The 19,045-nt window shown below is 69.0% G+C and carries 14 protein-coding genes; 12 read left to right on the forward strand and 2 right to left on the reverse strand.

The annotated features are described in order from the left end of the window. Nucleotides 1-11 precede the first annotated feature (11 nt). The 5 genes from ACPEES_RS19090 to ureG all read left to right on the forward strand — a co-directional run bounded on the left by ACPEES_RS19090 (nucleotide 12) and on the right by ureG (nucleotide 4,042). The gene (locus ACPEES_RS19090; RefSeq protein WP_435105194.1) at nucleotides 12-320 is read left to right on the forward strand and encodes an urease subunit beta; all 309 of its coding nucleotides are present in this window, start codon (nucleotides 12-14) and stop codon (nucleotides 318-320) included. After that, entirely contained in the window at nucleotides 317-2,023 is a 1,707-nt protein-coding gene (gene ureC, locus ACPEES_RS19095) for an urease subunit alpha (protein WP_435105195.1), read from the forward strand. The genes ACPEES_RS19090 and ureC overlap by 4 nt, the downstream gene beginning before the upstream one ends. A 258-nt stretch (nucleotides 2,024-2,281) precedes the next feature. Then, nucleotides 2,282-2,728, forward strand: a complete 447-nt coding sequence (ureE, locus tag ACPEES_RS19100; protein WP_435105216.1) for an urease accessory protein UreE — start codon at nucleotides 2,282-2,284, stop codon at nucleotides 2,726-2,728. Continuing rightward, complete coding sequence (locus ACPEES_RS19105) at nucleotides 2,697-3,392, forward strand: urease accessory protein UreF (protein ID WP_435105196.1); 696 nt, start codon at nucleotides 2,697-2,699, stop codon at nucleotides 3,390-3,392. The genes ureE and ACPEES_RS19105 overlap by 32 nt, the downstream gene beginning before the upstream one ends. An 11-nt stretch (nucleotides 3,393-3,403) precedes the next feature. Then, on the forward strand, nucleotides 3,404-4,042 hold the full coding sequence (gene ureG, locus ACPEES_RS19110; protein ID WP_435105198.1) for an urease accessory protein UreG: 639 nt from the start codon (nucleotides 3,404-3,406) through the stop codon (nucleotides 4,040-4,042). A 9-nt stretch (nucleotides 4,043-4,051) separates the two neighbouring features. On the opposite strand, the gene fhuB is transcribed toward ureG, so the two are convergent. Both fhuB and ACPEES_RS19120 read right to left on the reverse strand, forming a co-directional pair. Continuing rightward, a complete protein-coding gene (gene fhuB / locus ACPEES_RS19115) occupies nucleotides 4,052-6,031 on the reverse strand; it encodes a Fe(3+)-hydroxamate ABC transporter permease FhuB (RefSeq protein ID WP_435105199.1) in 1,980 nt (659 codons plus the stop codon). Beyond that, nucleotides 6,021-6,914, reverse strand: coding sequence for an iron-siderophore ABC transporter substrate-binding protein (locus tag ACPEES_RS19120; protein WP_435105200.1), 894 nt, complete (start codon nucleotides 6,912-6,914; stop codon nucleotides 6,021-6,023). Before ACPEES_RS19120 ends, fhuB begins: the two co-directional genes overlap by 11 nt. A 277-nt stretch (nucleotides 6,915-7,191) precedes the next feature. On the opposite strand from ACPEES_RS19120, the gene ACPEES_RS19125 reads away from it, so the two are divergent. From ACPEES_RS19125 to ACPEES_RS19155, 7 genes are all read left to right on the forward strand, one after another. Beyond that, the gene (locus tag ACPEES_RS19125; protein ID WP_435105201.1) at nucleotides 7,192-7,704 is read left to right on the forward strand and encodes an RNA polymerase factor sigma-70; all 513 of its coding nucleotides are present in this window, start codon (nucleotides 7,192-7,194) and stop codon (nucleotides 7,702-7,704) included. 70 nt (nucleotides 7,705-7,774) lie between these two features. Continuing rightward, nucleotides 7,775-7,984 carry a FecR/PupR family sigma factor regulator gene (locus tag ACPEES_RS19130; RefSeq protein ID WP_435105202.1) on the forward strand — a complete coding sequence of 70 codons (210 nt, stop codon included), beginning with the start codon at nucleotides 7,775-7,777 and terminating at the stop codon, nucleotides 7,982-7,984. A gap of 190 nt (nucleotides 7,985-8,174) precedes the next feature. Beyond that, on the forward strand, nucleotides 8,175-8,405 hold the full coding sequence (locus ACPEES_RS19135; RefSeq protein WP_435105204.1) for an MbtH family protein: 231 nt from the start codon (nucleotides 8,175-8,177) through the stop codon (nucleotides 8,403-8,405). A 5-nt stretch (nucleotides 8,406-8,410) separates the two neighbouring features. Further along, nucleotides 8,411-9,196 (forward strand): thioesterase II family protein, encoded by a 786-nt coding sequence (locus ACPEES_RS19140; protein ID WP_435105219.1) that lies wholly within the window; start codon nucleotides 8,411-8,413, stop codon nucleotides 9,194-9,196. A 27-nt stretch (nucleotides 9,197-9,223) separates the two neighbouring features. After that, nucleotides 9,224-13,759, forward strand: a complete 4,536-nt coding sequence (locus tag ACPEES_RS19145; RefSeq protein ID WP_435105206.1) for a condensation domain-containing protein — start codon at nucleotides 9,224-9,226, stop codon at nucleotides 13,757-13,759. A 21-nt stretch (nucleotides 13,760-13,780) separates the two neighbouring features. Further along, the gene (locus tag ACPEES_RS19150) at nucleotides 13,781-17,038 is read left to right on the forward strand and encodes a non-ribosomal peptide synthetase (RefSeq protein ID WP_435105208.1); all 3,258 of its coding nucleotides are present in this window, start codon (nucleotides 13,781-13,783) and stop codon (nucleotides 17,036-17,038) included. A gap of 60 nt (nucleotides 17,039-17,098) precedes the next feature. Next, nucleotides 17,099-19,045, forward strand: a 1,947-nt coding sequence (locus ACPEES_RS19155; protein ID WP_435105210.1) for a condensation domain-containing protein, incomplete at its 3' end; no start/stop codon positions are given.

Genomic DNA, 19,045 nt, shown 5'->3' on the forward strand with positions numbered 1-19,045 from the left:
GGAGCCATTGCATGAAGCCAGGCGAAATTTTCCCCGCAACCGGCGAGATCGAGCTCAACGCCGGCCGCGAGACGCGCACCGTGGAGGTCGCCAACAGTGGCGACCGCCCCGTGCAGGTGGGCTCGCACTACCACTTCGCCGAGGTGAATCCGGCGCTCGTTTTCGACCGCGACCACGCCTGCGGCTTCCGCCTCAACATACCTGCGGGCACGGCGGTGCGCTTCGAGCCGGGGCAGACCCGCACCGTGGAGCTGGTGGCGTATGCCGGTGGCCGCCGGGTGGTGGGCTTTCGCGGCGAGATCATGGGGGAGCTCGAATGACACGCATTGAACGCTCGGCCTATGCCGAGATGTACGGCCCCACCACGGGTGACCGGGTGCGTCTCGGCGACACCGAGTTGATCATCGAAGTGGAGGCGGACCACACGGTCTATGGCGACGAGGTGAAGTTCGGCGGCGGCAAGGTCATCCGCGACGGCATGGGCCAGAGCCAGCGCGGTGACACCGATACCGTGGATCTGGTGGTCACCAACGCCGTGATTCTCGACTGGTGGGGCGTCGTGAAGGCCGACATCGGCGTCAAGCACGGGCGTATCGCTGGCATCGGCAAGGCCGGCAACGCGGACACCCAGCCGGACGTGGACATCGTCATCGGCCCTGGGACCGAGGTGATTGCTGCCGAGGGCGCCATCATCACCGCCGGCGGCATCGACGCTCACATCCACTTCGTCAGCCCCCAGCAGATCGAGGAGGCCATCGCCTCGGGCGTGACCACCATGCTCGGCGGTGGCACCGGACCGGCCACCGGCACCAACGCCACCACCTGCACGCCGGGCGCCTGGAATATCGAGCGTATGCTTCAGGCCGCCGAGGCGTTTCCCATGAACCTCGGCTTTCTCGGCAAGGGCAACGCCAGCGAGCCCACCGCGCTGGAAGAGCAGCTCCGCGCCGGCGCCATGGGCCTCAAGCTCCACGAGGACTGGGGTACCACGCCCGCGGCCATCGACAACTGCCTCGCCGTTGCCGACGACTACGACGTGCAGATCGCCATCCACACGGATACGCTCAACGAGTCCGGCTTCGTGGAGGACACCTTCGCCGCCTTCCAGGGCCGTACCATCCACACCTACCACACGGAGGGCGCCGGCGGCGGCCATGCGCCGGACATCATCCGCGCCTGCGGCGAGTCGAACGTGCTGCCCTCGTCCACCAACCCCACGCGGCCGTACACGCAGAACACGGTGGACGAGCATCTCGACATGCTCATGGTCTGCCACCATCTCGACCCGTCCATCCCCGAGGACGTGGCCTTCGCCGAGTCTCGCATCCGCCGGGAGACCATCGCCGCCGAGGACATCCTCCACGACCGCGGCGCCTTCTCAATGATCGCCTCCGACTCCCAGGCCATGGGTCGCGTCGGCGAGGTCGTCACCCGCACCTGGCAGACCGCGCACAAGATGAAGGTCCAGTTCGGACCCCTCGGCGAGGATAGCGGGCGCGCCGACAACCTGCGCGCGCGGCGGTACGTGGCGAAGTACACCATCAACCCGGCGATTACCCATGGCATCGGCCACGAGGTGGGCTCGGTGGAGGTGGGTAAGCTCGCCGATCTGGTGCTCTGGAAACCGGCGTTCTTCGGGGCCAAGCCCGCGCAGGTGATCAAGGGCGGGCTCATTGCCTACGCCACCATGGGGGATCCCAACGCCTCCATCCCCACGCCGCAGCCGGTGCACTACCGCCCCATGTTCGGCGCCTTCGGCGGCGCCGCGCCGGCGACGAGCTGTACGTTCGTGAGCGCGGCAGCGCTGGCGGCGGGCGATCTCGCCGAGCACCTGGGCCTGCGCCGGCGGCTGGTGGCCTCGAAGAAGTGCCGCAACGTGACCAAGGCGGACATGAAGCTCAACGACTGGCAGCCGGTGATCGACGTGGACCCGCAGACCTACGAGGTCCGCGCCGACGGCGAAACGCTCACCTGCGAACCGGCGAAGGTCCTGCCGCTGGCACAGCGGTATTTCCTCTTCTAGCGGGAGATGGAGGCAGCGGACAGCAGTGGTGGTATCGCGCCCGGTCGGCAGGGTGGATCAAGCGCAGCGTCATCCACCATCCCGCGGTCAAAGCGGATTCCACGTTCGCGCCATTGGCGCCCTGCCACCGGATGAATGGGAACGAGGGCATGCTGGGTCGGGGACCGCCGAAGGCGGTGTCCGACATGACCCCCGCGGCCGCCCCGGCGTTGAAGGAGTGGCACCATGTCTGACGAACGAATCACGAAGATGGCGGCGTTGATCGAGCTGACACGGCGATGCGAGGCGACGGCGCAGGAGGCGGACGCGATTCTGCGTCTGCCCTTCGAAACCCGCCAGAAAAGCCGCTTCCGCGCGACGCTGAACGACGGGCGTGCCGTGGGCGTCATTCTGCCCCGCGGCGAGGTACTACGCCACGGACAATGCCTCACGGGCGAGGGGGGCACGGTGGTCCGCGTCGAGGCGGCTTCCGAGGCGGTCTCCACGGTAACCGCCCCGACGCCGCTAGCGCTCGCCCGTGCCGCCTACCATCTGGGCAACCGCCACGTGCCGCTGCAGGTGGGCGAGGGTTGGCTGCGCTACCGGCACGATCACGTCCTCGATGCCATGGTCGCGGGCCTTGGCCTGGAAGTGTACAGCGAGCAAGCGTCCTTCGAGCCGGAGGCCGGCGCCTATGGCGGCGGCCATCACCACCACCATGATTGATCCGGCCGCCCTGCGCCTTTGGCAGCTTATCAGTCCCACACTGCCGGTGGGCGCCTACGCTTACTCGGCGGGTCTGGAGACCGCCGTGGCCTGCGGCTGGGTCGCGGACGAGCCGGGGCTGGAGCGATGGGTCACCGGTCAGGCCAGGCACCTGCTCGCCGGCGTCGATCTGCCCGCGCTGGCGCGGCTGATGCGTGCCTGGCGGGAGGCGGACGAGGCGGCGCTCGACCAATGGAGCGCGTGGCTGCGTGCCGTCCGCGAGACCGCCGAATTGCGCGCCGAGGACGAGCACCTGGGGCGGGCGCTTGCGCGGCTGCTGGTCTCTCTCGGCGAGGAAGATGCCGCCGCCTGGGATGCCCCGGGGCGGGTCACCTGGGCGACGGCGTTCGCCCTCGCCGCCACGCGCTGGGAGGTGGCCGAGCGGTCCGCGGCGGCGGGCTATCTCTGGGCATGGCTCGAGAATCAGGTGGCCGCCGGGGTGAAGCTCATCCCCCTGGGGCAGTCGGCCGGCCAACGCGTGCTCTTCGCGGCGGCCGCCGAGGTGCCCGGTGTCGTCGAGGACGCGCTCACCCGCGATGACGACGCCCTCGGCTCCTCCGCGCCGGGGCTCGCGATCGCCAGCAGTCAGCACGAAACCCAGTACACCCGGCTGTTCCGCAGTTAGGAGAACCAGGCATGACCCAACGCGACCCTTTGCGCATCGGTATCGGCGGCCCCGTGGGATCTGGCAAGACCGCACTCACCCTCGCGCTGTGCCGCGCGCTGCGTGACCGTTTCTCGCTGGCGGTGGTGACGAACGACATCTATACCCGCGAGGACGCGGAGTTCCTCACCCGCCACCACGCCCTGCCCGACGAGCGCATCGTGGGCGTGGAGACCGGGGGCTGCCCCCACACCGCCATCCGCGAGGATGCCTCCATGAACCTCACCGCGGTGGCGGACCTGCAGCAGCGCTTCCCCGACCTGGACGCGGTGCTGATCGAGTCCGGCGGCGACAACCTGGCCGCCACCTTCAGCCCCGAGCTCTCCGATCTCACCCTCTACGTCATCGACGTGTCGGCCGGTGACAAGATCCCGCGCAAGGGCGGCCCGGGCATCACCCGCTCGGACCTGCTGGTGATCAACAAGATCGACCTGGCCGAGCAGGTGGGCGCCTCGCTCGAGGTCATGGACCGCGACGCCGGCCTCATGCGCGGCGATCGGTCATTCGTGTTCACCAGCCTCGCCCGTGGTGAAGGCCTAGACGCGGTGATTGCGTTCGTCCTGCGGGAGGGCATGCTCGCGGCGGACACACCGGCGGCGGGACCGGCGTGAGTCGAGGACCTAGACACGTCTGAGCAGCCACATGAAGTAGGCACCTCCGAGGAGCGAGGCGACCACGCCGGCGGGGATCTCGTTCGGAAACAGCAGCGTCCGCCCCAGCCAGTCGGCGAGTACCATCAGCAGGGCACCGGTGAGTGCTGATCCGAGCAGGTGGGCGCGTGCCCGCGAGAAGCCGAGCAGGCGGGCCATATGGGGGGCGAGCAGTCCGACGAAGGACAGTGGGCCCACCACCAGGGTGGCGCAGGCGGTGAGCAGCGCCACCAGCAGCAGCAAGGACAGCCGCGCCCGGCGCAGATTGATGCCCAGGGCGCGGGAAATCGCTGTGCCCAGGGGCAGAATGTCCAGCCAGCGCCCGAACGGCGCGGCGGCGAGACCGAGCGCCACGGCGATGGCCGCGACCACGGCGGCGCTCGTCACGTCCACGTAGTACGTGGAGCCGGCGATCCAGGCGATCACCTCCTGGGAGCGCGGGTCACCGCCGACCAGCACGAGCGAGCGCACCGTGTCGAACAGCGAGGTGATCGCCACTCCGGTGAGCAGCAGGCGTGCAGGCGCGAAGCCGTTTCGGTAGTTCAGGGCGATCATCACCAACAACGCGGCGAATGCGCCCGCTGTGCCGATCCCCACCAGCATCACACTGTCCGGCGCGGGCAGCAGGAAGATGGCGGCCATCAACGCGATGGCGCTGCCGCTGCTGATCCCCAGTACTTCCGGACTCGCCATGGGGTTGGCCGAGAGTCGCTGCAGCAGCGTGCCGGCGATCGCGAGCATCACTCCGCTGCCAGCGGCTCCGATCAGCCGGGGAACGCGCCACTGCAGGATGGCCCATTGATCGGGGGCGACCCAGTACCAGCCGCTCAGGCCCTGGCCCCACAGTGCCGCCACACCCGCGGCCACCAGCAGGGCCGCACACAGCCCCGTCGCCAGCGGCAGGGCGTTCCCGCGGGGGCGCACCAGCGACGGCATGGTGGTGGTGGTGGGTCTGTCTTTTTGCAGCCGCAGTCGGGGGATCAGCCACAGCAGCAGCGGCGCGCCCAGTGTACCCGTGATCGCACCGGTGGGAATGAGCGCGGCCAGCAAGCCCGAGAAGTGCTGGAGCAGCAGGTCGGCGGTGGCGAGCAGGATCGCGCCGAGCAGTGTCGCCCACAGCAGGCGTGGCGCCAGGCGCCGCGCACCGGCGAGGCGCACGATGTTGGGTGCGGCGAGTCCGATGAAGCCCACGACGCCGAGCACGCTCACCACGCTCGCAGTGACGAAGACCGCGAGCCCCAGCCCGGCGAAACGGACGGTGCCCAGCGAGACGCCGAGGCTGCGGGCGCTCGCATCATCGAGCTCGAGAATGCCCAGCGGCCGCAGCAGCAATGCGGCGGCGATACCACCGAGCGCGACGCGGGGCCACAGGAAGGCGACATCATCCCAGCCGTTCTGTACCAGCGATCCGGCACTCCAGATCAGAAGCCCGGTGAGGCTCTCGTGGTTGAAGAGCAACAGCACGGTGGCTACGGCACTCAGATAGAGGTTGACCACCAGTCCCGCGAGCACCACGACCACTGGCGTGAGCCCCCGGCGCGCGGCCAGCAGGAACACCAGCCCTGCCGCCAGGCCGCCACCAGCGAGCGCCACCCACTCGCGCCCGAACGTCAGCAGGCCCGGTGCCATCAGCGTGGCGGCCATGAGCGCCAGATTGGCGCCGCTCGCGACGCCGAGCGTGGTGGGAGAGGCGAGCGGGTTGCGGAGCACCTGCTGCATGATCCCCCCGGCGAGGGCAAGACCGCCGCCGCCGAGCAGCGCCATCACCAGCCGGGGCCACCAGGCGTAATGAAGCACGAGCTGCTCCATGCCCGACGGCGCGAACAGTGCTTCCAGCCCTGCCAGTACGCCGGACTCGGGTTGCTGAGCCACGGCGAGCGCGAGTAGCGGCAGGCCCAGCAGCGCGCAAACGCGCATCGGCGTGATCAGTGGGGCTGTCTTAGCCGGCATCGGGTTTTTCCAGGGCGTCGACCAGGGCGTCGGCGAAGTGCTTTGCCGAGGGCATGCCACCGAAGATCCAGAACGTGGGCGGGAGGGTGATCAGGTCGCCCCGCTGCACGCTGGGCAGGTGTTGCCATAGTCCGCTCGTGGCGAGCTCGTGCTCGATGCCCACCGGGAACGCGGTCTCCAGGACGACGAGGCGCGCGTCGACGTCGGCGAGTGCGTCGAGACCGACGATCGAGAATCCCCACCTATTGGTTTGGCCGTTCCATGCGTTGGTCAGGCCCAGGCGGTTCAGCACGGCCTGCAGCAGGCTGTTGTCGCCGAATACCCGGATGTGGCGCTGGTCGAGCAACTGCACGATGACCAGCGGATCGTGATCGCCGTCCAGCGCTCTGCGCTCGCGGGCGAGGTGGCGTTCGATGTCGGCGATGAGCTGCGTAGCCGCGCGCTGCCGATCGGTGAGACGACCCACCTCGCGAGTGAAACGCCGCAGCTTTTCCCAGAAATCCGGGCTGTCCGAGTAGGGGAACGGCGTCAGCGTCTGAACGGGAGCGATCTTCGAGAGTCGCGAGGCGCCGCGTGTCCGGTACGGCGGAATGAGAATGAGGGCGGGGTCGAGCTCGGCGAGCAGCTCCAGATTCGGCATCGGATTGACGCCGAAGCTGATGGCCTGTGCGGGAAGGGGCCCCCCGCCCATCCACGCGCGATAGGCCTTCACGTTGCCCATGGCCACGGTGTCCAGGCCCAGCGCCATGAGTGTCTCCGCCACCGCCCAGTCAGGTGCCGCGACGACGGTGGGGTTCTCGCTTTGCCCCCATGCCGGCACCGCCCCGGCGAGCAAGGCGACGGCGAGCGTCAGCTTCCTGAACATGTAAGCAAGGGTGGGCACGCTGGTTCCTCAACGCTTGGGGCCACAGCGTCGCGAGACACTGGGGATGTCACGCCGCACAATGAGCGCTAAGCGTAGAAAAAACAAGAATCGTTTTCAATACGTACATGAATACGTGTGCGCTCGCCTTCTGCGGTCGATGGCGATTCACGTGCGTTGTTGGATGCGCCGCCGGGAGTTGACAACAGAACTCTAAAATTAAATGATAACAATTCGCATTAGAAACTGTGGTCTTCGGACTCCAGCGATGACATCGCAAAGGGAAGGGGCTTTGTCCGTGCGTGCGAGTGAGTCGGCTACCGACCTGCAAGAAGCGATCGTCGAACACCGTGCAACGCTGTGCCAGATCGCCGGGAAGATACTCGGTAGTCCCGAGCGTGCCGATGATGTCGTCCAGGACGCCTACCTCAAAGTGGCGGAGGCCGACTCGGTGCTCGAGGTCAAGCGGCCCGTCTCCTATATCTACCAGGTGGTACGCAATCTCGCGATCGACCGGCATCGCCGTCGTGCTTTCGAGTCCGGGGTGTTCACGAGTGATGAAGCGGCGAGGCAGGTGCCGGGCCACTCGGGGACGCCGGAGTCCATCGAAATCAGTCGTGAGGATCTGAGCCTGGTCGCCCGTGCGCTCGAGGAGCTCCCGGAGCGCACCCGCCGGGCGTTCGAGCTGTACCGCCTGGGTGGCTATACCCAGCGCCAGGTCGCCGAGCGGCTCGGCGTTTCGACCGCCCTCGTGAACTTCATGATCCGGGACGCCCTGAACCACTGCCGTGCCAGGGTCGGCGCGCGTTAGCCCCGGCGATACGCCTGCAAGGTTAGTACACTGCGGCGCGGTGGCATTGCGGCAGTCGTGACGGGGTTCCATGAGTCACTCCACCGGTGATGAAGACCCGCTGTGGCGGGAAGCGCTCGATTGGGTAATGCGCGAGCACGAGGACGCACTCGATGAGCGTGAGCTCGCGCGGCTGCGTGCCTGGCTCGCAGAGTCGCCGGCACACCGTGAGGCCCATGAGCAAGCCCGCCGTCTGTGGCTGATTACCGGGTTGGTTCCGCCGTCCGACGACGGCCGGTAGCGTCACCGGCTCCGACGGCGCGGCCTCGCGTCCCGGGCCGGCCGTCATCGCTGCTCGGCCACACGCCTGCGCTTTCCTCCCCCGAGTTCTTAAATTTCTGACGCGCTCGCTCGTCATGTGGAATGAGAAGCAACCGCACTTGAGCCGAGACCGCGGTTGTGCACCCATTGCCGGCAGCAAGGTGAGCAACATGACGAGCTGTTTCGATCGCGACGACGCCGTCTTCCGGGTTCTGGTCAACCAGGAGGAGCAGTACTCACTGTGGCCGGAATGGAAGGCCATTCCCGGCGGCTGGCGGGATACCGGGGTCGTCGGCGACAAGGCCACCTGCCTCGACTACGTCGAGAAGACCTGGACCGACATGCGGCCCCGATCCCTGCGCGAGTGGATGGATGGGCAGGCATCCACGGACGCGCAGTGAGCGCCATGCTGCCGTCCCGCGTCACGCTGCTGTGTCTGCCCTGTGCCGGCGCCAGCGCCGCCATGTACCTGCGCTGGCGCCGGCTGCTGCCGGCCTGGATCGACCTCGTCGCGGTGGAACTGCCCGGGCGTGGGGCGCGCATGGACGAGCTGTACATCGAGGACATCGATCGCCTGACCGAACGGTTGTGTACCGAGCATACCCCGGCATTGCGGGGGCGCTACGCGCTGTTCGGCCACAGCATGGGGGCGCTGCTCGCCTACCGAATGGCTCTACGCCAGCGCGCGCTTGGGCGCGACGCAGCATGTGCGTTGTTCGCATCGGCCAGCGCCGGCCCGTCGCGGCGCGACCCCGACCGCTTCGCCGGTGAGGACGATGACGCCGCGCTGATCGTCGATCTGCACGCCCAGGGGGGAACACCCCAGGCGGTATTCGATAGCCCGGAGCTCCTGCGCCTGACCCTCGACACCCTGCGCGCCGATTACCGCGTCTGCGACAGCTTCCGCGACACGCGGCCGGCGCCGTTGGACGTGCCGCTCCACGTATTCGCCGGGCGCAATGACGACATCGCAAAGGAAAGCATCGAGGCCTGGCGCCGTGAGGCCGGTGCTGAGTTCTCGCTGCACTGGTTCGACGGCGGGCACTTCTTCATACGGCGGTACGAACACGAAGCGGTCGCGGCGATCGCGCGCATGCTGGCGCAATCATCCGCCGCGACGGCCTCGCCTTCCCCAGTGCCGGTCGACCGGGGGCACGCCACAACGGGCGGGGCGAGTCTTCCCCGGGCCTGATCCCGCTTGCCACAGGTGCGCAGCACGATGAACGCAAAGCATGACCTGACAGCCGAGGCCTCCGGAGGGCGTGCGTCGCCGGTAGACATGGTGGCTCGTTTGCGCACGCTTGCGGCTACACGCCCGAGTGACACGGCGCTCGTCACGGCCACGGCCGATGGCGACCGCTACTGGAACTACGCCTCGCTGGAACGGCGGGTACGCGCCCTCGCTGCCGGGCTGCAGGCCCGGTGCTCACCAGGCGAACGCGCGCTGCTGCTGCTGGACAACGACGAGCACTACGTCACCGCGTTCTTCGCCTGCCTGTATGCCGGGGTGGTTGCCGTTCCCATGTTCCGCCCCGACGCGGGCAAGCAGCACCACGTCGCCCGGCTTCGCACGGTGGCCGGGGATGCGGAGGCGGCGTGCTGGCTGACGAGTGGGACGGGCGTCGATGTCATTCACCAGCGGCGTGCCGAGCTCGACGCGGGCGATGTGCTGGCCGTGGACGATGTTGACGAGGCGTCCGCGAGCCGCTGGCAGGAGCACGGCCCGTCCGGCGAGGACATCGCGTTCCTCCAGTACACCTCCGGCTCCACGTCCTCACCCAAGGGCGTGATGGTCAGTCACGGCAACCTGATGGCCAACGAGCGGGCCATCGAGACCAGCCTGAAGACCGGCCCGGACGATGTCTTCGTCAGCTGGTTGCCGCTCTACCACGACATGGGGTTGATCGGCGGCCTCGTTCAGCCGTTTTACCGCGGCATCCCGCTGGTGCTGATGAGCCCGGAGTTCTTCCTTCAGCGTCCGGTGCGCTGGCTGGAGGCGATCACGCGGCACCGCGGCACCATCAGCGGCGGACCGGATTTCGCCTATCGACTGTGCCTGGAACGCGTGAGAGACCGGCACCGGGAGGCCCTGGACCTGTCGAGCTGGCGGGTGGCGTTCTCGGGCGCGGAGCCGGTGCGTAACGACACGCTACAAGGGTTCATCGACCGCTTCGCGCCAGTGGGCTTCAATGCGGACGCGCCCCACCCGAGCTACGGCCTGGCCGAGGCGACGCTGCTGGTTACCGGCGAGCGGCCGCAGCGCGGCTTCGTGAGCGAGGCTTTCTCCCCCGAGGCGCTGGCCCGCGGCCACGCGCAGCCCGACGCGGAGGGCAGGCGGCTCGTGGGCTGCGGGCATGCGCCGCCGGAGCATCGTGTGGTCATTGTCGACACGCGCACCCTCGAATGCCTGCCGGAGGGCCGGATCGGCGAAATCTGGGCCGGCGGCCCCAGTATCGCCCAGGGCTACTGGCAGCGTCCCGAGGCGACCGGGGCCACGTTCGTGCACCGCGAAGGCGAGCGCTGGCTGCGCACTGGCGATGTCGGGTTCCTGCACCGGGGCGAGCTCTACATCGCCGGCCGTATCAAGGATCTCATCATCCTGCGTGGCCAGAACGTCTACCCCCAGGATATCGAGACCGCTATCGAGTCGTCGGTCGCGGCGGTTCGCCCGGGACGGGTTGCGGCGTTCGCGGTGCCCAACGCCGCCGGCGAAGAGGCGGTGGGTGTCGCCGTGGAGGTCTCGCGGCCCACGCAAAAGCGGGTTCCGCCGGAAACCCTGGTGGAAGCGCTGAATCGCGCGGTCGCCGCCGCTTGCGGCGAGTCGGTGGCGGTGGCCGTGCTGCTCGACCCGGGCGCGCTACCCAAGACCTCCAGCGGCAAGCTCCAGCGAAGCGCCTGTCGCCAGGGGTGGCAGGAGAACGGCCTGGACGCCTATGCGGTGTACGAGCACGGGCGTTTCGTGGCCGGCGGCACGGCGCCGGCGGCCGGCGTGACGCCGGTGGATGACCTGGAAGCGGATCTGCTCGCCCTGTGGTGCGAGGTGCTGCGCTGTGACCAGACCCAGGTGCCGGGGCGGGATGCGCACTTCTTCGCGAGCGGTGGCAACTCCATTGCCGCCGCGCAGCTCGCCGCCCGCATCGGCGAGCGCTGGGGCATCGAGTTTGCGCTGCGCACCGTTTTCGAGCGTCCGCGCCTGAACGAAATCGCCCAGGCGATCAGGTGGCGGCTGGCGGATGCCTCGTACGCGGGCGACGATGGTGCGCGACAGCCGCCGGAGAAGCTGGCGGCGGTGCCGCGCGATCAGACGCTTCCACTAGCGCCTGCGCAGCGCCGGCTTTGGTTGGTGGATCGCTTCGCGGGTGCCGCCGGGGCCACGGAACGCGCGGCCTACAATCTCTCGGCGGCGTTCGCGTTGACCGGTCGGCTCGACGTGGACGTGCTGGGCGAGACGCTCGACGCCATCGTTGCCCGCCACGAAATCCTGCGCACCCGCTATCCGCAGAACGAGGCCGGGGAACCGATCGCGGTAATCGACGGCGAACACCGCTCCGCGCTGTCCGTCGTCGACGTCAGGGATCGTCCCGATGACGAGCGCGAACGGCGTCTCGACGAGCTACGCCGCGACTGCGCCGACACGCCTTTCGATCTCGGACACGGACCACTGATGCGCGCGACGCTGGCGCGCCTGAGTGAGGAAAGCCACGTCCTGATTCTGGCCGTCCACCACATCGTCTTCGACGGTTGGTCCACGGGCGTCTTCGTGCGCGACTTCGCACGCCTCTACGACGCCTTCGCCCACGAACGCGAGGCCGCGTTGCCGCCACTGCCCATCCAGTACGTGGACTACGCCTGCTGGCACCAGCGTCTCCTGGTTGGTGGGGCCTTCGAGGGGGGCGCGGCGTTCTGGCGCCGCTATCTGGACGGTGCCCCGCGGCTTTCCACCGTCGCGCCCGACTTCGAACGGCCTGCCACAGCGTCGCACGCCGGTGAGGCCCTACGGCTGACCCTGGACGGCGAGCTTGCCTCGACGCTCTCGCGGCTGGCGGGCGACCGCGGCGCCACGCTCTTCACGGTGCTGCTGGCGAGTTTCCAGCTGCTGCTCCACCGAAGCACCGGGCAGTCAGACCTGGTCGTGGGCACCGATGTGGCGGGCCGCGTTCACCCCGACCTGGAGAATCTCATTGGGTTCTTCGTCAATGTCCTGCCGCTGCGCTCGCGCCTGGACGACGGCAGCACCGCGTTCAGCGATTGGCTGGACCGCGGTCAGGCGGACGTCCTGGGCGCATTCGAGCATCAGCAGATTCCGTTCGATCAGATCGTCGAGTCCACCGGCACGCCGCGGCGGCGCAGCCACAACCCGCTCGTCCAGGTCCTGTTCGTGCTGCAGAACACCCCGTCGGAGTCCTTCGCGCTGCCGGGGCTGGATGTCGAGGTGCTGCCGCAGAGCCGCAACGAATCCAAGTTCGATCTGGCGGTTTTCGTGACTGAGGAAGGGGGCGGGCTCGACGTCGAGTGGGTCTACGCCTCCGCGTTGTACCGGCGCACGACGATGAAGCGACTGGCCTCGGCGTGGCACGAGCTGTTGCGGCAGATCGCGCATTCGCCGGAGAAGGCCATCGAGGGATTTCGGATTCCGCCCATGCAGGAGCCTGATGCCATGCACAAGAGTCCATCCAAGCGCAGCAAGCTGGACAAGCTGAACAGCCTGTCGGCCCGGAGCAAGGCGCAGAAACCGTCCGTGCAGGAGCCCGTTCGCGCCCGGCCCCTCGATGCGGCGCGCAAGCTGCCGGTGGTGCTGGAGGCACTGGATCCGGACCTGGATCCGGTCGCCTGGGCGCGCAGCCACCGTGACGACATCGAACGACGGCTCTACGAGCACGCCGGCATTCTCTTCCGGAATTTCTCGCTGAAAACGCCCCAGGCGTTCGAGGCTTTCGCGGAGGCCATCGAGCCGGGGCTCTACGGCGGCTACGGCGACCTCCCCAAGAAGGCGGGCGGGCGCAATACCTACCACTCCACGCCCTATCCGCAGCAGAAGATGATCCTCTATCACAACGAGAGCGCGCATCTGGAGCGCTGGCCCACGCGGCAGTTGTTCTACTGCGAGCAGCCCGCGCCGGTGGGCGGTGCGACACCGATCGTGGACTGCCGTGAGGTGCTGGGGCGCTTGCCGGCCGAGATCCGGGAGACCTTCGAGCGCAAGGGGCTGCTGTACGTGCGCACCTTCACGCGCAACCTGGACGTGAGCTGGCGGGACTTCTTCGGCACCGACAGCCGCGAGGCGGTGGAGGAACGCCTGGCGAAAGCCGGCATCGCCTGGGAATGGCTCGGCGAGGAAGAGCTCCAGACCCGCACCCATTGCCCGGCGGTGATCACCCATCCGGTCACCGGCGAGCGCGTGTTCTTCAACCAGGTGCAGTTGCATCACGCGAGTTGCCTGGAGCCGGACGTCCGCGAAGGTCTGCTCTCCATCGTCGGGTCCGACCGCCTGCCGCGCAACGTCTACTACGGCGACGGCACCCCCATCGAGGACGAGGTGATGGCCGTGGTCGGCCGGGCCTACGAGGCGAGCGCAGTGCGCTTCGACTGGCAGCAGGGCGACGTGGTGATGCTCGAGAACATGCTCGCCGCCCATGCCCGCGATCCCTACGAGGGCCCGCGCAAGATCGTCGTCGCCATGGGCGCGATGTTCGAGCGCTGCGATCTGGACGCGCCGGAAGCCTCGGGTGCGGCGATGGCGACGAGCGATCACTGAATCGGCGACAGGAGTGGCTTGATGAATACCGTGATCGAAACGGACGAGGGCGGGCACTGGGCGCTGAGTCCCGAGCAACGCGCGCTGCTGGTGCCCGCCGCCGAGCACGGCGAACAGGCGCCCGAGCCACCGCGCCGGAACCGGGTGCTGGTGGTGGACGTGACCGGTGATCTGGACGCAAATGCGCTGGAGACAGCCTTGGAGCGCGTTACCGACGCGCATGAGGCGTTGCACACGGGTATTCGTGCCGTCCCGGGGTTTCGGGGGCTGCGCCACCAGGTGCTCGGCATGTGCTCGCGGCCGCAGTGGTGGCACGAGGATCTTCGCGGTGCAGGGGCCCCGGAGGCGGCACTGGCGCAGCGTATCGACGCGTTGGCGGGCGGGCCGCTTCGCATGGACGACGGTGAGCTTTTGCGTCCGGCGCTTTTCCGCGTGGGGGAATCCAGTCACGTGCTCGTGCTCGCCGTCACCCCCCTGGCGGCGGATCTTCGAAGCCTGCAGCGCCTAATCACCGGCCTGGTGGCGGCGTACCGGCAGCCGGATGGGGACCCCGAGTCGGAGGAGACGCTCCAGTACTCGCAGTTCGTGGAGTGGCGGGCGGCTATCGCCGACGACGAGGACGCCCCGGCGGGGCGCGCCTACTGGCAGCGCCATCTCGAGCCCATGCAGGGGGCCGGGGCACCGCGCCTGTTCTGCCGGCGCCCGGGCGGTGTGGCGGTTCCCGTGACGCATGAATGCGTCGGCGGTGTCCTGCACGCCGACACGCTGGCTCAGCTCGACGCCCTCGCACAGGCGCGTCAGGTGACCTTCGAGGCGGTCGCCCAGGCGGTCTGGTGGGCTCTGCTCGCGCGCCTCGGTGGCAGCTACCGCTTCATCGGCGGCTGGCAGCACGACTGCCGTCGCGACTACGAGGTGATGGATGGCGCCGTCGGCGTGTTCGACAAGGTGCTGCCGGTTGCCGTCGATCTCTCGCCTTCTACCACTTTCACGGGCTGGATCGACCGGCTGGCGGCGCAGCTGGAGGCCCATACGGAGGCCCAGGAGTACTGGCCCGTGGACGAGCCCCCCGATACCCGCCACCTCGCTGTGGGTTTCGAGCTCGCCGACGCGGTGGAGCCCCTGGGGAGCCATCCGGCGTGGCGGGTACGGGGGCTGCCGGGCCCGCTCGTGGGCTTCGAGCTGGCGGCCCGGGTGACGCGCGGCGAGCACGGTGGAGACATCGCCGTGTACGTCGATCCGGAACACTACAGCCGGGCGACCGCGGAGAGTCTGCTGGGCCAGTATCGGACCCTGCTGGACCGGGTGGCCGAAGAGCCCGAGCAGTCGCTCACGGCGCCGACCCTGTCGGACGGGTCGTCCGGCGGCGCACCGGCGGTGATGCATGGCGCCACTGCGGATTTCGGCACCGGCACCGTGGCTGATCACATCGCCACCTGGGCGGAGCGCACCCCCGACGCGCCGGCCGTGCGCGATGGCGAGCGCTCGCTTGGCTATGAGCAGCTCCAGGAGCAGGTGGCGGGCCTCGCGCGGTGGTTGGGGGCCCAGGGGATTGGTCCCGGCGATCTGGTGGCGTTGGCCATACCGCGCTCGACGGAGTTGATTGTCTCGTTGCTCGCCATCTGGCGGGTGGGCGCAGGCTACTTGCCACTCGATCTCGACTGGCCCCGGGAGCGCCGTGACACGGTGCTCGATGATGCCAGAGCGGCCATGGTGCTCCATGTCGGAGACAGCATGGCGGGTGAGTCGTCGATCGACGGTGTGCGGTCGACTAATCTCGCGGAGATCGACGTCGAAGCCTTCGCCCACGAACCCCTGCCGGCGTCCGCAACGCTGCGTGACACGGCCTACGTGCTGTACACGTCCGGCTCTACCGGCGTACCCAAGGGCGTGGTCATCGAGCATGCCCAGCTGCTGAATTACGTCGCCGCCGCCACCGAGACCATGGGGCTTGCCGGGAGCCGCCGCTGGGCACTCACCTCGTCGGTGGCCACCGACCTCGGCAACACGGCGCTGTTCGGGGCGCTGTTCAATGGTGCCGAGCTGGTGATCGCGGGTGAACAAACCATGCAGCATGCAGCGGCCTTTGCCCGGTTCATCGACACGTACGGGATCGACGCGGCCAAGATCGTGCCGTCGCACCTGGAGGCGCTACTCGATGCCGACGCCCCGACGCTGCCGCAGAAGTTGGTGCTGGGTGGCGAGGGGGCGTCGCGGACGCTGATCGAGCGCATCGCCGAGATAGCGCCGGGCAGCGAGGTATACAACCATTACGGGCCTACAGAGACCGCCGTCGGTATCATGATCCACCCGCTGACGGCAGTCTGCGAGCCGTCTCCCCTGCCGCTGACGCGGGTGCTGTCCAATTGCCGGTGCTACGTCCTCGACGAGAGCGGCCGGCCGGCGCCCCCTGGCGGCCTGGGCGAGCTCTGCATTGCCGGCGCGCAGGTGTGCCGCGGCTATCTCAACGGCCGCGGCGACGACGCGTTCATGGACGACCCCTTCCAGCGCGGCGAGCGCGTCTACCGCACCGGCGACCTCGCCGGAGTGCTGCCCGAGGGCGGCATCCGGCTCGTGGGCCGCACCGACCATCAGGTCAAGGTCCGCGGCTTCCGCATCGAGCCCGCCGAGGTGGAGGCGGCGCTGCTCGCCCAGCCCGGGGTGCGCCTGGCGGCGGTGCATCCGGTCGCCGACCGTGGTGCGGAGCCCGAGCTGGTTGCCTTCGTCGTGCTGGGCGAGGATGCGGCGTTGGCCGGTGGTGAGCAGGCGCTGCGTGACGCCCTGGCCGAGCGGCTGCCTTCCCCCATGCTGCCCGCCCGCTTCGTGTACGTGGACGCCTTCCCGCGGCTCGCCAACGGCAAGATCGATCTCGCGGCCCTCGCGAGCCTGGCGGCGGGCGATGACAGCCACGGCCCGGCCACACCGCCGCGGGATGACCTCGAGTGGGTGCTGTGCCAGGCCATGGCCGAAGTGCTGGGCTGCGGGGAGGTGGGTATCCACGACGACTTCTTCGAGCTCGGTGGCCACTCGCTGGTGGCCATCAAGCTGGTCGCCCGAATTCGCCGTTTCCTCGACGTGGAGATCGAGCCCGGAACCGTCTTCGATCACCCCAACGTCGCCGCCCTCGGCGAGGCTCTGCGCAACGGCGACCACGACATCGGCGAGATGGAGCGGCACGCGGCGCTGCGGCGCGAGCAGGGCGTCGACAGCGCCGACGGTATCGACGTGCGCGAAGCCGGCGCGCGCTCGACCCCCGTCCCCGAATCCACGGACGAATCCTGACCTCCGGACGCCGACGAAGGCCGGGCGCCGCGGCACCCGGCCGATGGAGAGTACGTCATCATGCAGCAGCAAACGCAGCCCCGGGTTGCTGAACGTCGCGACGCCGATCCCGTGACTACCGACGAGATCGTGCGCGTGACCACGGTGGGGGAGGCCCTGCCGCTGTCGTATCCGCAGCAGCAGCTGTGGTTCCTGCAGCGCTACGAGCCGGCGATGACGGCCTACAACCAGCCGTGCGCCTTTCGTCTCACCGGCGAGCTCGACGCGGTGGCGCTGGAGCGTGCCTTCCGCGCGGTGGTCCGGCGCCACGCGGTGCTGCGAACGCGCTTCCACGAGCAGGACGGCGTGCCGCTGCAAATCGTGGTCTCCGGGGTGGACTTCACGCTGGCGCGCGATGATCTCTCGGGGCTGGAAGCCGGTGAACGGGAAGCGGCGCTGCAGCGCTCCATCGATGCGGTCGCGCAGCACGTATTCGACCTGCAAGCGCCTCCGCACCTCATCGCGCGGCTGATCAGGCTCGGTCACGGCGAGCACGTGCTCGTGGTTTGCCTCCACCACATCGTCTCCGATGCGCAGTCCAACCGCATCATCGTCACGGACCTTGCCGAGGCCTACCGCGAGGCGCTGCGGTACGGCGACGACGCGACGCTCGCCGACCCCCGGTTGCAGTACGGCGATTTCGCCGTGTGGCAGCGCCGGCGTGTGGCCGATGGCGGTATTCGGCGCGAGCTGGCGTTCTGGAACGAGCACCTCGGCCCGTACGTCCCGGCGCTCGCGCTGCCCACGGACCACCCCCGGCCGGCGACACAGACGTTTCGCGGCGGTGTGGAGCACTTCGCGCTCGACGACGATCTCGCCGCCACGCTGCACGCTTTCTGCCGCGCGCAGCGCTGCTCACCCTTCGTGCCGCTGTTCGCCGCCTGGCAGGTGCTGCTCGCGCGCTACAGCGGGCAGACGGACTTTGCCGTTGGCGTGCCGTCTTCCGGGCGCCATCACGACGAGCTCCAGGATGTGGTGGGGTTCTTCGTCACCACCCTGCCTTTCCGGGTGCGGCTCGCGCCGGATCTCACCCTCGGCGAGCTCTGCCAGCGGCTTCGCGGCGAGGCGCTTGCGGCGCTCAACCACGCGGATGTGCCTCTCGAGCCGCTGCTGGAGAGCCGCAAGCCCGAGCGCGACCCGGCCGGCAATCCCCTCTTCCAGGTCATGTTCGGTCTCCAGTTCCGGGGCGAGGATGATCGCTTCCGGCTCGACGAGGTGCTCGCCGAGTTCGTGGACCTTGGGCAGACGACCACGAAGTTCGACCTCTCCCTCGATATCAATATCGACGGGGGGCACGGGGGTGCCGCCCTCGAGTTCAACGCGGACCTCTTCGAGCGGCAGACGATTCGGCGGCTCGTGGGGTACTACCGGCAGGTCGTGAAATGCCTGCTGGAGACGCCTGGGCGCAAGGTCGGTGAGATCGTGCTTCTGGATGACGACGAGCGCCAGCGGCTGGATGCCTGGGGCGTGAATGCGCGGTGTTATCCGAATCCCGAGCCGGTGCATCGGTTGATCGAGCGCCAGGCGGCGGCGACGCCGCAGGCGCCGGCGCTGGTCTTCGGGGCGCAGGTGCTCACCTATGCCGAGCTCAACGCCCGCGCCAACCGCCTGGCGCACGAGCTCATCGCCCGGGGTGTGGGCCCGGAGACGCGGGTGGGTATCGCCATGGAGCGCTCGCCCGAACTCGTGGTGGGGCTGCTGGCGATTGTGAAGGCCGGCGGCGCGTACGTGCCGCTGGACCCGGAGCACCCGCGCGAGCGCCTCGCCGACATGATCGGCGACAGCGGCCTCGCCCTGGTGTTGACCCAGCAGCGCCTGCGCGAGGGGCTGCCGGCGACCGAGGCACTCACCGTCGTCGAGGTGGAGGGGCTGGACGTGAGTGACCGGTCCACCACCGACCCGGCCGTGGCCCTGCACGGCGAGCACCTCGCCTACGTGATCTACACCTCCGGGTCCACCGGCACGCCC

The organism is Arhodomonas sp. AD133 (assembly GCF_051195215.1).
GTDB lineage: Bacteria > Pseudomonadota > Gammaproteobacteria > Nitrococcales > Nitrococcaceae > Arhodomonas.

Coding starts and splice junctions, on each gene's coding strand:
- ACPEES_RS19090 (WP_435105194.1), top strand. CDS start 12: ATGAAGCCAGGCGAAATTTTCCCCGCAACCGGCGAGATCGAGCTCAAC.
- ureC (WP_435105195.1), top strand. CDS start 317: ATGACACGCATTGAACGCTCGGCCTATGCCGAGATGTACGGCCCCACC.
- ACPEES_RS19105 (WP_435105196.1), top strand. CDS start 2,697: ATGGCGGCGGCCATCACCACCACCATGATTGATCCGGCCGCCCTGCGC.
- ureG (WP_435105198.1), top strand. CDS start 3,404: ATGACCCAACGCGACCCTTTGCGCATCGGTATCGGCGGCCCCGTGGGA.
- fhuB (WP_435105199.1), bottom strand. CDS start 6,031: ATGCCGGCTAAGACAGCCCCACTGATCACGCCGATGCGCGTTTGCGCG.
- ACPEES_RS19130 (WP_435105202.1), top strand. CDS start 7,775: ATGAGTCACTCCACCGGTGATGAAGACCCGCTGTGGCGGGAAGCGCTC.
- ACPEES_RS19135 (WP_435105204.1), top strand. CDS start 8,175: ATGACGAGCTGTTTCGATCGCGACGACGCCGTCTTCCGGGTTCTGGTC.
- ACPEES_RS19140 (WP_435105219.1), top strand. CDS start 8,411: ATGCTGCCGTCCCGCGTCACGCTGCTGTGTCTGCCCTGTGCCGGCGCC.
- ACPEES_RS19145 (WP_435105206.1), top strand. CDS start 9,224: ATGAACGCAAAGCATGACCTGACAGCCGAGGCCTCCGGAGGGCGTGCG.
- ACPEES_RS19150 (WP_435105208.1), top strand. CDS start 13,781: ATGAATACCGTGATCGAAACGGACGAGGGCGGGCACTGGGCGCTGAGT.